Below are 13,866 nucleotides of genomic sequence, written 5' to 3'. Positions count from 1 at the left end.
GGCCGTCTGAAAACAGTTGTCGGTTGGGATAATCGTTCAGACGGTTTAAAGAAGAGCGTGTTGATTAGGCCGTCTGAAACGTTTGCAAAGAATTATACCCATCTTGATTTAATTGAGAGTCTACTTAAATGTTTCAGACGGCCTGATTATCTGAAAGCCGTCTGAACAACGAAAGGAGCGCACGATGTTTACTTGGCACGAATATGAAAACGCAGCAGTTGCCGCCCGCGCACAAGCGGATGCGGTGGCGATCGAATTGCAAAATGCCCTGAATGAAAAGGTAATGCCGTGTTAGCGGTATCCGGCGGCCGTTCACCGATTGCTTTTTTTGAGGCCTTGTCGCAAAAAGACTTAGATTGGGCCAATGTGAGCATCGGCTTGGTGGATGAGCGCATTGTGCCGACCACTCACCCCGACAGCAATACCCGCTTGGTGCGCGGACATTTATTGCAAAACAAAGCGGCGGCGGCCCAGTGGATTCCGATGGTGGAAGACGGTAAAACCGAAATTGAATTACAATCACAAGCTGTGGTGGACTATGCTTTGAAACAATACAAGCATCCTGATGTGCTGGTGTTGGGCATGGGCGGAGACGGTCATACTGCTTCGTTGTTCCCGCAAGCGCCACAATTGCCGGACGCGATTAATCTGGAAAATAACCTGACCCTGATTCACACTACACCGGTTACTGCGCCGCACGAACGTGTGAGCATGACCTTGGATGCAATTTTGAATACCTTGAATGTGTTTTTGGCCATTCAGGGGGCAGACAAAAAAGCCGTGTTTGATAAAGCGGCGGAAGAACCGACTACCGAATATCCAATCAGCCTGATTTTGAATAACGAACGAGTGGATTGCCATGTCTTCTATACCAACTGATTACCCACGTTTGGTCGCCGATATCGGCGGCACCAATGCCCGTTTCGCGCTGGAAGTGGCGCCGCAACAAATCGAGCAAGCGCATGTGTTGCCGTGTAAGGATTACGACACCATCGTTGATGCTGCGCGTGAATACTTACGCTTGACCGGCCAACCGAATGTTGCCCATGCGGCGGTGGCGATTGCCAACCCGATTGTCGGCGATTGGGTGCAAATGACGAATCACCATTGGGCGTTTTCCATTGAAACCACCCGTCAGGCATTGGGTTTGAAGACATTGATTTTCCTGAACGACTTCACCGCGCAAGCTTTGGCTGTGACTCAAACCGAAGACAAAGATTTGGTGCAAATCGGCGGCCAAGTGCCGGCTGAAAAACAGCCTAAAGCCGTAATCGGTCCGGGTACAGGTTTGGGCGTGAGCGGCTTGGTTTATAGCCCGGCCGGTTGGGTGGCATTGGCAGGCGAGGGCGGCCATACCAGCTTTCCGCCGTTTGATGATATGGAAGTGACCATTTGGCAATACGCTAAAAACAAGTATGGCCATGTTTCTGCCGAGCGTTTCTTGAGTGGCGCAGGCTTGAGTTTGATTTACGAAGCCTTGGCAGCCAAAGAAAAAGCCAAACCAAGCAAACTGACGCCGTCTGAAATTACCGAACGCGCCTTGAGCGGCTCATCGCCTTTGTGCCGACAAACTTTGGATATTTTCTGCGCCATGTTAGGTACGGTTGCTTCCAATTTGGCGCTGACTTTGGGCGCGCGTGGCGGCGTGTATTTGTGCGGCGGCATTATTCCGCGTGTGTTGGATTATTTTAAAAATTCCTCATTTCGCAGCCGCTTTGAAAACAAAGGCCGTTTTGAAGCCTATTTAGCCGCGATTCCGGTGTATGTCGTGTTGAGTGAATTCCCCGGCATTACCGGTGCTGCTGCAGCTTTGGATAATCATTTGAAAACAGTTTAAGCAAATGAGTTTGCAGTGCAGAAAAACAGTCTGTCACATTGCGATAACGGAGAGGGATTACCATAATGTTAAGTAAAATCAGTGAGTCATTGCCGAACTTATCGGGCGCGGAACGTAAAGTCGCTGAATCTGCCTTGGCTGAGCCGAAATGGTTTGTGCATGCGGCGGTGGCCGAAATTGCCGAGCGTGCTTCGGTCAGCCAGCCGACGGTGATCCGTTTCTGTCGCAGTTTGGGCTATAAAGGCTTGCCGGAATTCAAATTGGCTTTGTCGGCCAGTATCGGTCACGAAGGCATGCCTTATGTGCATGAAGAATTGAATGCCGATGACGACATGAACAATGTGGTGGAAAAGGTATTGGGCAACGCGGCCGCTTCTTTATTGGGGGAACGCCGTTACCTGAAAGAGGCGGAATTGGAAAATGCCATCGCGACCTTGATGCATGCCCGTCGTGTAGAGTTTTACGGCGTAGGTAGTTCCGGCATTGTCGCGCAGGATGCGCAGCATAAGTTTTTCCGCTTCGGCATTTCAACCGTCGCCTACGTGGACACCCACACCCAACTGATGGCAGCATCGGTATTGACAGATAAGGATGTGCTGGTGGCGATTTCCAACACCGGTTCGTCGATTGAATTACTGGATGCGGTCAGTATTGCCAAGCAAAACGGCGCAGCCGTGATTGCAGTCACGCGTGCCGAATCGCCGTTGGCGCAATTGGCCGATTGCGTGTTGAGCGTGGCTACGCAGGAAAACGCCGAGCTATACACGCCGATGGTGTCGCGTCTGCTGCAATTGGCGGTAATCGACATTTTGGCCATCGGCTTGGCCTTGCGCTTGGGCGATCAGGCCAGCCTGCAACTGCAAAAAAGTAAAAGAAGTATTCACAATAAACACGTTGAATATGATAAGGACTAAAAAATTATGAGACACCTTCACGACCTACCAAGCTGGTCGAAATTGTGGAAGCATTTCGATCAAACCAAAACTGACCACATGCGTGCTATGTTCGAGCAAGACCCACAACGTGCCGAACGTTACTGGTTACAAGTCGGTGGTTTGACGCTGGATTATTCCAAAAACCGTATCAACGATGAAACCTTGTCTTTATTGCTGGATTTGGCACGCGAAGCCGGTGTGCCGGAACGCATCAAGCAAATGTTCCATGGCGAGAAAATCAACTCAACGGAAAACCGCGCCGTATTGCATATTGCTTTGCGTAACCGCACCAATTCACCGATTGTGGTGGATGGCGAAGACGTGATGCCGAAAGTGAACCATGTATTGCACCGCATGGGTGAGTTTGCGCATGAAGTGCGCAGCGGCAATTGGTTGGGTTATACCAATCAAGTGATTACCGATGTGGTGAACATCGGTATTGGTGGTTCGGATTTGGGTCCGTTGATGATGTGTACCGCGCTGAAGCAATATGGGCATCCGCGTATGCGCATGCATTTTGTGTCTAACGTTGACGGTTCACAATTGCGCGATGTATTGGAAAAAGTGCATCCTGAAACCACGTTGTTCATCATTGCGTCCAAAACCTTTACCACCCAAGAAACCCTTACCAACGCCTTGACCGCGCGCGAATGGTTCTTGGCGCATGCTGGTGATGAAAGCGTCGTGGCAAAACACTTTGTTGCCGTATCGACCAACAAAAAAGCCGTAGCCGAATTCGGTATCGACACTGCCAATATGTTTGAATTTTGGGATTGGGTCGGCGGCCGCTACAGTCTGTGGTCGGCGATTGGTTTGCCGATTATGCTGTATTTGGGCGAAGAAAATTTCATCGAAATGCTCAACGGCGCCCACTTGATGGACCAGCATTTCTACAATACACCGCTGGAACGCAATATGCCGGTAATTTTAGCCTTGATCGGCATTTGGTACATCAATTACTACGGCGGCGGCAGCCATGTTATCGCCCCTTACGACCAACATTTGCACCGTCTGCCGAAGTTTATCCAACAGCTCGACATGGAAAGCAACGGTAAACAGGTTACACTCGACGGCCAAGCCGTACAACACGAGACATCGCCGATTATTTGGGCGAGACCGGTATCAACGGCCAACACGCCTTCTTCCAATTGCTGCATCAAGGCACGCACATCACACCGATTGACCTGATTGCCTCTTTGGAAAAACGCAGTAATCTGCGCGGCCATCACGAAATCTTGCTGGCCAATGTCTTTGCACAAGCAGAAGCCTTTATGCGTGGAAAAACCCCGAAGAAGCGCGTGCCGAATTACAGGCGCAAGGCTTGGACGAGAATCGCGTCGAAGAATTGGTGCCGCACAAAACCTTCTCCGGAAACCGTCCGACCAACCTAATCTTGATGGATAAGGTAAACCCACGCAATATGGGCAGCCTGATTGCTCTATACGAACACAAAACTTTCGTTCAAGGCACTATTTGGGGCATTAACAGCTTTGACCAATGGGGCGTAGAGTTAGGCAAACAATTGGCCAAAACCATTTTGGCAGAACTGACCGGTGAGAGCGAACCGCAAAAACACGACAGCTCCACCGAGCGTTTGATTAATCTGTATTTGAATACCAATAAGTAATTCACTATAAATTTGAGAAGAGGCCGTCTGAAAAAATATTTTCAGACGGCCTTGTATTTCACATATCAAGTGCAACAGCACACGAACATTGCTGAAAACAAAACCCGCGGATGTTGCACTTGATATGCGGTTGCGGGCTTCTTAAAATTAATTGAGTCAAATTAGGTGCTGGTTCATCGATCATCTAAACAAAACCATACCGTGTGAAATTTTCAGACGGCATGGTTTTTACCAAAGTGATGTCAATCAAGGTTTGACTGTTTTGCCGTCAACAGTCAAACGAGTCAGACGAAGATTATATGATTTACCGTCGTCTTCTTTATAGACGATTTGTGCCGGAATATTGTTCAATTCGGTAGCAAACGAATAGTTAATCGTATCATCGCCGCGATGAACTACATATTTAGTTACAGGTGTGGAGCCACCACCAAATTTATAGCTGGAAGTGCCTGCATTGGTCATATTGTTGACCGTATAAATTTTTTTACCGTTCGTTACGCTTAAGTTAGGAGGCAATTGGGCATCATTTGCGGCCAATTGCCATGCTAGGGTAAACAAATCCATGGTGGTACCGGAAACGGTTTTGCTTTTCTTGTCGCCGGCTTTACCGTAAGTCACATTGTCACCATTGAAGGTTACCTCGGTATAAAGCTTACCGTCGCGAGTTTCTCTGTAATATTTTGGTTGCAGCGTGTCGCCCGAAATGGTACCGCCGGATTCAAAACGGATGCGGTACAGCGGTACTTTGATGGTCGAAACGATTTTGTAGCTATTACCCGAGCGGGTAAAGTTCATTGTTGCCGGGATCTTGTAATTACCGGAATATTGTAACGTTGCCGATTTGGGCAATTCGGCAGCCATAAGTCCAGGCGCGGCCAAAGCGGCGGTTAATAAAGCAGTAAGGGTAGCGATTTTTTTCATTCTCTCTCCTAATCTTAAACCAGCAATGCGGATGATTGAGGCTGTGAGTCGGTATTTAAAACACGGTTGCCTTGGATGTTCAGACGGCCTGCGACAAAATCGGCTACGGCTTTGGGGAACAATTGATGCTCGACGCACAATACGCGTGCAGCCACATCATCCGCGGTATCGTTATCCAAAATCGGCACCACGCCTTGGGCGATAATCGGTCCGCAGTCTAATTCGGCAGTCACGAAATGAATGGTACAACCAGCCACTCGGCAACCGGCTTCCAAGGCGCGTTCATGAGTATGCAAACCGGTAAACGAGGGCAGAATCGATGGGTGAATGTTCATCAGGCGGCCTTCGTAATGCACGCAAAACTCAGGGGTCAGAATGCGCATAAAACCGGCCAACACTACCAAATCGGGCTGATAAGCGTCGATTTTTGCCATCATGGCTTGGTCGAAAGCCAAACGTGATTCAAACGATTTGTGGTTCAGGCTGTCGGTGGGAATGCCGAGTTCTGCCGCCCAAGCCAAACCGGCTGCGCTTTCGCTATTGCTCAATACCGCGGCAATGCGGGTGTTGGGAATTTGGGCGTTGACAATGGCTTGCATATTGCTGCCGCGACCTGAAATCAAAATAACAACGTTTTTCATGACATAGACTTTCTGTACATGGTTAAATTAAAGCCAATGAGAGATGAGGACAAGCATTTTAGCCTGATTTAACTGGCGTTAAGTTTAAATTTAATATTGTAAATGATATGGGAAAGGCCGTCTGAAACTTTTTTCAGACGGCATGGATTTAAGAAAAGCCAGTGTTGTTTACATTATTTGAAAGGCAATACTCTCCGGCAATACCAAGTCAGCAGAGTCACCATTTACCGTATCCTTAAGGCCGCACGGCTGTAACTTCCCGCACCGCAAAACAGCACCAACAACCGTTTCAAACAAGCCAAATATGGCATGAAACGTTTGGCTAAAGTTGAAAAAGCCATCGAAGAAAAGCTCAAGAAACAGGCTAAGCGCTACAATAAGCCGTACTCCGGCGAAATGGTGCATTTCGACACCAAACGGCTGCCCTTATTGCAGAATCAAAAAGCAACCGAACCGAGGGATTACCTGTTTGTCGCCATTGATGACTATTCCCGCGAACTGTATGCGGCCATTTTGCCTGACCGTACTGCCGCCGGTGCAGCCAAGTTCCTTTTGCATGATGTGATTGATTGCTGTCCGTATACCATTGAGTGTACCTACTCGGATAATGGGATGGAATACCGGGGCAATGCGTCACATCCGTTTGCGGTTGCCTGTGTGCAAAACAATATCGGTTAAAAGTTTGCCCGTATTGCCCGACCGCAGACGAACGGTAAAGCGGAACGGGTGATCCGTACCTTAATGGAAATGTGGCATGATAAGTTTGTGTTTAAAGATTCGGAAGACCGGCAAAAGGAGTTGTGCCGTTTTGTGAATTTTTATAATACGGTTAAGCCGCATAAGGGTTTGAAAGGTTGATACGCCTTTTAAGGTTTTACAGGCTGAGACCTTTGCAAAACCGCCATCTGCGGCACATTTCTGCGTTGAGCGCTGCTCGCTCGCTTGCCTATCTATCTGACTATGTCTGCACTCGCTGCGCTACGCCTTGAACTGCATCCACATCTGGCGGTTTTGCAAAGGTTTCAGGCTTATTTTTCCCAACTTGTATGTAAACAACGCGGCTATTTCTTATCTCAGTGTATCTTTATTTGCGCTTTGGCATCAACCAATTCCATTGTTCGCGGAACGTATCTTCCAAAGCTTTTTGTTTTTCTTGCGGCGTTTCCAAACCATCGGTTAATTGCGCGTAATCCAAGGTAATCGAAGGGTTATGCACAGATCCTTTGATTTTTAACGGTACGGGCCGCGAATCGGGATTGCGGGCATTGTAGATGAGCAGTTCTTCCGACAATTCCTGCGTTTCCAAATTGGTGAAACCGCTGCTGATGACGCGCACGCTGTCGGATAATAATTCGGTGTTAATATGGCGGCTCACGCCTTTTTCAATCACGCTGTGCAGCGAAAAGTGGTGAAAAGGCGTTTGCAGGTTGTTTTCCGTATCTTTTTTGATATTACCGCTTTGCAGAATATTGTTCATGTCGAGGCCGTGCCATGCGCCGTTTGAAACATTCAGGCTGAGCGTGCCATCTAAAAGCTGTAATAAGCTGCGGCGGTCTTGGCCTTTGGATGTCAGATCAATCACCGCATCGCCGGTGCCGCTGAAGCTGTGGAAGCCGAATAAATCCTGTAATAAAGGACGGATTTGCACGCCTCGCGCGTTTTGTTGCAAGTGGTAAGAAGTCGGTACGGTATTGGCCATGCTGATGCCCCCTCAGTTTGACCGCCGTATAGACCGGCTTTGAAATTGGTGAAGGCGATGTGTTGGCGGTTGGCTGAAATCAATGTTTCGATATTATCCAACTTTAAACCTGGAAAATTCATGTTGTTGATTTTAACTTGCGCTTCGATGTTGGGCAGACTGTCGTCGTTGAGAAATTCGGGATAAATATTGCCCGATTGCGCTTCTAAATCTTCCCAGTAGGGCGACAGAGAGAGCTTTTGCAACGCAAGTCCGGCTTCAAACAGAGGCACTTCGCCGGCTTCATTGCTATATTTGAAGCTGAGCGCAGCGGGTTGGCGGTCGAAATAGCCGTTGAATTTGCCTTGCCAATGACGTAAATCAGTCATGCTGAAGCTACCGTCGAGCAAGCTGATGTAGCGTGGGCGTGGCGCACGGTTAACCGTATCCTGTAGGGTCGTAATGTGGAGGGCATCTGATTTTAAGCCGTCGGTTTTTTGCCAAACCAAAGGCCCGGAAACGGAAAGATTGGTTTGCCATTGCGCGGTGCGGTGGTTGGCGTTGAGTTTGAAGCTTTCCAATAAAGCTTTGCCGTCGAGCAGCTTGCCTTTATCCAATTTTAACGAGCCGCTCCATTGTTCGGCTTCGCTGCCGGCGGTGAATGCGCTGTTGAATGTGTCCACAAACACATGGTCGGTATTGAAGGTCAAGCGCGGCACTTGCGCGGTCAGGTGGAAATCGTGGTAAGAGCTGTCGGCACGCAGAGCAAGGTTATCCGCCTGCAAAGAGCTTTGTTTCGGCAGCCAGGTAAGCGCGCTATCGGCGACGACTTTAATGGTTTCATCGTTCAGACGGCCTTCTCCAGTCAAGTGGAATGTGGGGATTTTCCAGCCGTTGGGTGCGGTTTCCAGTAAGCCGGAACCTTGCCAGGAAACGGGGATTGTGCTGTGATTGAAATTACCGCTGACGCTGAATTCACGCGTGCCTGAGTCGGGTGCTTTGGTATTGAGGCCGAATTGTTCAATCAGGTATTCGCCGTTAATCAGGCGCAAACGCAAGGAGCTGTTTTCAATAATCAGTCGGTTAAGATTGGCGTTACGGCTTTGCTGTTGCCAAATGTCCTGCAAGCTCCATTTGCCGTCTTGTGTACGCTGCAAGGTGGCATCGGCGCCGGAAACCACCCATTTTTCGATGACCGGACCATCCGTCCATAAGCTTTGCCAAGCCAGCCCGATCTTCATTTCTCTGATATGAATGGCGGTATCGGTGCTGCGCGGTCGGCTGATGATGAGGTTTTTTAGGGTAATGGTTGGGCGCGGAAACAGATTGCGCGTGATGCTTTTATCGAAGCGGATACTGCGTTCGGTTCGTCCCAAGCTTTCTTGGGCAAACTGGTGAATGCGATCGGCGCTGAGAAAATGGTAAACCGATGCATATAGGCTGACGAACATCAAAAATGATGCCAGCAGGCTGAAAAAAACAATTTTCAACCAGAATTTTCCTGAGTTCAGCAAGCGGTTCAACATAGAAAAAGGGAAACATACAATTAGGTATGTAGTATAGCACAAGGGTTATGCGGTTAATGTAAAGCAGTATGATGAGCGGTAGTGGAACTTATTCGATTAGGCCGTCTGAAAGGTCGAATTATGTTAATATCAGATTCTCAATAGCAGGGAGCACAAAATGATTATTGTGATGCAGAAGCAGGCTTCGGTTGAGGCGGTGGCGCGTGTCATTGAATGCATCCGCAGCCGCGGTTTGCAGGAACATGTTTCCCAGGGCGAGGAACGCACGATTATCGGCGCGGTCGGCGATGAACGCGTGTTTCATCCGAATGAATTGGAGCGTCTGCCGGAAGTAGAACGGGCGATTCGGGTGTTGAACGATTGGAAAATCATCAGTCGTGAAGCGCAGCTGCAAGACAGCCGGATTAGCGTTCGCGGGGTGGTGTTCGGCGGCGAAAAAATGTTGGATATTGCGCTAGGGTTTAAAGCGGATGCCGATGCAGTGTTTATTGATCCGTTTTTTATGTCAGCCAGGCCGTATGCAGATGTGGACAACAGCAGCGAAAAAGCACAAATCATTGCTATGCAGCAGGAAATTGAGCACATTCATGAATCAGGTAAGCCGGTATTGGTGCGGATTCGTGATGTGCGCCAAATCAAATCAGCTTTGGCCGCACAAGCGGATATTTTGTATTTGGGCGGCGAATTGATGAGTAATCGTGCTTTACAAGATGAAGTAGGCCGTCTGAATACGCCGCTGGTACTGTGTAAAGACAAGCATCACCGTGTTGATGATTGGCTGGTAGCTGCCGAACACATTGCCTTGCGTGGTAATCATCATATTATCTTGGGTGAGGCGGGTACGTTGAGTTTTGAGCCCGAGCACACCTACCGATTGGATGTCGATGCGATTGTTCGCGTGCGCAAAGTGACCCATCTTCCGGTAATTGCCAATATTACCGGCTTGTGGCACAGCGATATGCCGCAAGAAGTGTTATACCGTTTGTCAGTGGCATCGGGTGCCAATGGCGTGGTGAGCAGCTTAGACTGATTTTTTAGTATGGATAAGATAAAGGCCGTCTGAAAAATATGTTTTCAGACGGCCTTTTTATCATGTTTTAAAAAAACTCGCAATTAACTCAAATGAAGTTGCGAAAATATAAAAATGCACCGTGTAAACGGTGCATTTTTATACTCAAATTCATGACAGAATTATTTAATCATGTAATCCACAGCAGCTTTGATTTCGTCGTCGGTCAATGAAGGATTACCACCTTTAGCGGGCATCATGCCTTTTTTGCCGGTAAAGCCTTCAATCGAGTGTTTGTACAAGGTTTCTTTACCTTGGGCCAGACGTTCTTTCCAGTCAGCAGCATCACCGACTTTAGGGGCACCGGCTACGCCTGAAGCGTGGCAGGCCATGCACAAACCGTCATAAACAGCTTTACCGTCAATACCGGCAGTGGCTGGTGCAACGGCTTCAGCGGCAGGGACGGCTTCTGCAGGTGCAGCAGTAGCGGCTCCACCTTCGACTGGTGCGGCACCTGAAGCAGCAGCTTCGGCAGGAGCGGTGGCAGCGGCTTCATCAGGGTTAGGGAAAGAGCCGCCTGATTTGTTGGCCATAAATACGATCACGCGTTTTAACTCTTGGTCGGTCAAGTCAGCTGCACCACCTTTGGCGGGCATAGCGTTGAAACCGTTAAGCGCGTGGTTGAACAGGGTGTCGAAACCTTGTGCAATACGCGGTGCCCATTCGGCGTTGTTTTCTAATTTAGGCGAATTCGGCACGTTGCTGTCAGATGCGTGACATTGAATACAGATTTTATTGAAGATAGCTTCGCCTTGGCGTTCCCCTACTGGGATGCCGTCGCCTAAAACAATTTGGCCGGTCGGCTGAATACGGGTTTGTGTAGCTGATTCGGTAGTTTGGTCGACATCGCTGAATGATGCGCTGCCTGCCAGTTTAATCAAGAAAAATACGGTCGCGAGCAAAATAACGATACCGCTCACAAGGGTGAACAATGCTGAGCCTTGGGCTTTGCTGTTACTGAGTTGTTTCATTTGGTAGGCCTCGCCGTTGGGTTAGGTTGTGCTATAAGGTTATATTTGATTTGTTAAACGGAATTAACAATATTTTGCTGGATTATACTGAATTCACAGGTGCTTTCCAATCTATATGCTCGAAATTCTGCAAAAAACTTTAAAAATAAAAATTTTATCCGAGTTAAGGGTTTGTAATATATAAATATTCTAAAGATCGGATTGTGTTGCCGTGTGTAACCTTTCATTCACTTGGCACATTAATTTTGCCAAATGCCCGAATTTAAGCTAATCTTACGTTTTATGTACCCGTAGCTCAGTTGGAAGAGCATCAGTTTCCGAAGCTGAAGGTCGCTGGTTCGATCCCAGTCGGGTGCGCCAAAAAGGTTATTATGTAAGAGGCCGTCTGAAAAGAGAAGTTTTTTCAGACGGCCTTTTGATTTACTTCAAATTACCGCCTTATTTCAATACTCCGGCAAAGGCATCGGCCACATATTCGACGTTGCTCGGATTCAATCCCGCCACACACATGCGGCCGGAAGCCAAGAGATACACGCCGAATTCTTCGCGCAAACGGGTAACCTGCGCTTCAGTCAAGCCGGTGTAGCTGAACATGCCGCGCTGCTTGATGAAGTAGCTGAAATCCTTATCCGGAATTTTTGCGCTCAACACCTCATACAAACGCTGACGCATGGCACGGATGCGGTCGCGCATGCCGTATACTTCGCTTTGCCACAGTGCAAACCATTCCGGCGTGTTCATCACATCGGCGGCGATATAGGCACCGTGGGCGGCAGGGCTGGAATAGATGCGGCGCACGGTGAATTTCAATTGGCCGAATACCAATTCCGCTTCTTCCTGCGTCGGGCAAACTACGCTCAGACCACCAACGCGTTCGCCGTAAAGCGATAAATTTTTCGAAAATGAATTGCTCACAAACAGCGGCAGGCTCATGTCGGCAGCTTTGCGGATGGCGTAGGCATCACTGTCCAAATCTTCGCCGAAGCCTTGATAGGCAATGTCCATAAACGCAATCAAACCACGCGCCTGAATCACATCCAACACTTTATCCCATTGCGCTTCGGTCATGTCCACGCCGGTCGGGTTTTGGCAGCACGGATGCAGAATCAGCACGCTGTTTGGCGGCAGCGTTTCAAAAAACGCCACCATTTCATCGAATTTCACGCCGATGGTGGCCGGGTCGTAATACGGATAAGTGCCGACTTCAAAGCCTGCGCCTTCAAAAATGCTTTTGTGGTTTTCCCAAGTCGGGCCGCTGACATAGGCTTTCGCCTCGGGAAACCAGCGGTGGATAAAATCAGCACCGATTTTCAATGCGCCCGAGCCCCCCAAGGTTTGGATGGTGGCGATGCGCTTTTCTTTTACGGCAGCATGGTCTTTACCGAACAACAAATGCTGCACCGCTTCACGATACGCAGCCAAGCCTTCCATCGGCAGGTAAGGGCTGGTGCGCGGTTTGGCCGCACGTTTCACTTCTGCTTGGCGCACCGATTGCAACACCGGCATTTTGCCTTCATCGTCAAAATAAATGCCGATACTTAAATTGACTTTTCCCGGCCGGGCATCGTTGTTATACACTTCGACCAGACTCAGAATCGGGTCGCCGGGGTAGAATTCGACATGCTGGTACATGATGTTTCCTTTGAGTCACTCAAGAAAATAAGGGGGATAGGTTTTGATGAATCGGATTTTGGCATAAACCAAGATTGTTGACAATTCTATTAACAGGCCGTCTGAATATTTAACCCTTTCAGACGGCCTGTTATAATGCCGTGTTTATGTGTAGCCGTTTGAGATAAGGAAGATTCATGACGCAAACCATCTGGCAGGCAGGTCGTTTCAAGATTGATTTGGCCGAGCCGAAAATCATGGGATTGTCAACCTCACGCCGGATTCGTTTTCAGACGGCGGCACTTATTCGCAAAATGTTCAGACGGCCTTACGGTATGCGAGCAGTTGTTGAAAGACGGGGCGGATATTCTTGATGTCGGCGGCGAATCGACGCGGCCCGGGGCAGATTTTGTTCCGCCCGAAAAAGAGTGGCAGCGGGTGCAGCCGGTGTTGGCGGAAATCGGCAAATGGAATGTGCCGGTGAGTTTGGACACGCGCCGCGCTGTGGTGATGCAACAGGCGTTGGCGCAAGGCGGTGCGGACATCATCAATGATGTGGCTGCGTTGACTGATGAAGGCGCGGTGGAGGTGTTGGCGCGTTATCCCGATATCGGTATTTGCCTGATGCACATGCAGGGCTTGCCGGAAAACATGCAGGATAATCCGCAGTATCAAGATGTGGCCGGCGAAGTGGCGCGTTATTTGAATGAACGCGTGGCGGAGTGCGCACAAGCCGGAATTGCCGCCGAACGCATCACGCTCGATCCGGGTTTCGGTTTCGGCAAAACCTTGCAGCACAATATCGCTTTGTTACGCCATTTGCCCGAACTGATGCAGGCGACCGGTTTGCCGATGTTGATTGGTGTGTCGCGCAAACGCATGATTGGTGAATTGACCGGTGAAAACACGCCGTCTGAACGCGTTCACGGCAGCGTGGCGGCGGCGTTGGCGTCGGTGGCGCGCGGTGCGCAAATTATCCGTGTGCATGATGTGAAGGCCACTTGCGATGCGCTGAAAGTGTGGCAGGCACTGGGCGTTTAAGCGATGGAT

General features: G+C 49.2%; 7 protein-coding genes, 1 tRNA gene and 6 pseudogenes. 9 read left to right on the top strand and 5 right to left on the bottom strand.

Annotated elements, in window-relative coordinates; translation table 11 throughout:
• Nucleotides 1–184 precede the first annotated feature (184 nt).
• The 4 genes and pseudogenes from pgl (at nt 185) to pgi (ending at nt 4,399) form a co-directional block, all read left to right on the top strand.
• Nucleotides 185–879 (top strand): annotated as a pseudogene (pgl, locus tag CGZ65_RS09570) (6-phosphogluconolactonase).
• The gene (locus CGZ65_RS09565; RefSeq protein ID WP_096295651.1) at nt 860–1,837 is read left to right on the top strand and encodes a glucokinase; all 978 of its coding nucleotides are present in this window, start codon (nt 860–862) and stop codon (nt 1,835–1,837) included. The pseudogene pgl and the gene CGZ65_RS09565 overlap by 20 nt, the downstream one beginning before the upstream one ends.
• A 65-nt stretch (nt 1,838–1,902) precedes the next feature.
• The gene (locus CGZ65_RS09560; RefSeq protein WP_096295650.1) at nt 1,903–2,751 is read left to right on the top strand and encodes an SIS domain-containing protein; all 849 of its coding nucleotides are present in this window, start codon (nt 1,903–1,905) and stop codon (nt 2,749–2,751) included.
• A gap of 6 nt (nt 2,752–2,757) precedes the next feature.
• Nucleotides 2,758–4,399: pseudogene (pgi, locus tag CGZ65_RS09555) on the top strand (glucose-6-phosphate isomerase).
• A gap of 246 nt (nt 4,400–4,645) precedes the next feature.
• On the opposite strand, the gene CGZ65_RS09550 reads toward pgi, so the two are convergent.
• Complete coding sequence (locus CGZ65_RS09550) at nt 4,646–5,320, bottom strand: DUF3108 domain-containing protein (RefSeq protein ID WP_096295649.1); 675 nt, start codon at nt 5,318–5,320, stop codon at nt 4,646–4,648.
• A gap of 14 nt (nt 5,321–5,334) precedes the next feature.
• Nucleotides 5,335–5,961, bottom strand: coding sequence for a phosphoribosylglycinamide formyltransferase (gene purN / locus CGZ65_RS09545; protein ID WP_096295648.1), 627 nt, complete (start codon nt 5,959–5,961; stop codon nt 5,335–5,337).
• Nucleotides 5,962–6,156: 195 nt separating this feature from the next.
• On the opposite strand from purN, the pseudogene CGZ65_RS15365 reads away from it, so the two are divergent.
• Nucleotides 6,157–6,919: pseudogene (locus CGZ65_RS15365) on the top strand (integrase core domain-containing protein); the annotation flags it as partial.
• Nucleotides 6,852–6,990: pseudogene (locus CGZ65_RS14270) on the top strand (lipoprotein signal peptidase); the annotation flags it as partial. The pseudogenes CGZ65_RS15365 and CGZ65_RS14270, both read left to right, overlap by 68 nt.
• Nucleotides 6,991–7,045: 55 nt before the next feature.
• Here CGZ65_RS14270 and CGZ65_RS09535 read toward each other — a convergent pair.
• Nucleotides 7,046–9,090 (bottom strand): annotated as a pseudogene (locus tag CGZ65_RS09535) (AsmA family protein).
• A gap of 232 nt (nt 9,091–9,322) precedes the next feature.
• Between CGZ65_RS09535 and CGZ65_RS09530 the strand changes: the two are divergent.
• Complete coding sequence (locus CGZ65_RS09530; protein ID WP_096295647.1) at nt 9,323–10,195, top strand: chorismate mutase; 873 nt, start codon at nt 9,323–9,325, stop codon at nt 10,193–10,195.
• Between the two features lie 161 nt (nt 10,196–10,356).
• Here the strand turns inward: CGZ65_RS09530 and CGZ65_RS09525 are convergent, their stop codons facing one another.
• Nucleotides 10,357–11,205, bottom strand: coding sequence for a c-type cytochrome (locus CGZ65_RS09525; RefSeq protein ID WP_096295646.1), 849 nt, complete (start codon nt 11,203–11,205; stop codon nt 10,357–10,359).
• Nucleotides 11,206–11,489: 284 nt separating this feature from the next.
• Between CGZ65_RS09525 and CGZ65_RS09520 the strand changes: the two genes are divergently transcribed.
• Nucleotides 11,490–11,565: transfer RNA gene (locus CGZ65_RS09520), tRNA-Arg, on the top strand.
• A gap of 78 nt (nt 11,566–11,643) precedes the next feature.
• Here the strand turns inward: CGZ65_RS09520 and CGZ65_RS09515 are convergent.
• Entirely contained in the window at nt 11,644–12,837 is a 1,194-nt protein-coding gene (locus tag CGZ65_RS09515; protein WP_096295645.1) for an amino acid aminotransferase, read from the bottom strand.
• Nucleotides 12,838–13,013: 176 nt separating this feature from the next.
• On the opposite strand from CGZ65_RS09515, the pseudogene folP reads away from it, so the two are divergent.
• A pseudogene (folP, locus tag CGZ65_RS09510) lies at nt 13,014–13,857 on the top strand (dihydropteroate synthase).
• Nucleotides 13,858–13,866: the final 9 nt, after the last annotated feature.

Source organism: Neisseria weixii, assembly GCF_002327085.1.
GTDB lineage: Bacteria > Pseudomonadota > Gammaproteobacteria > Burkholderiales > Neisseriaceae > Neisseria > Neisseria weixii.
Note: the sequence above shows the minus strand (reverse complement) of the source record. Positions and strands in the feature narration are given on the sequence as shown.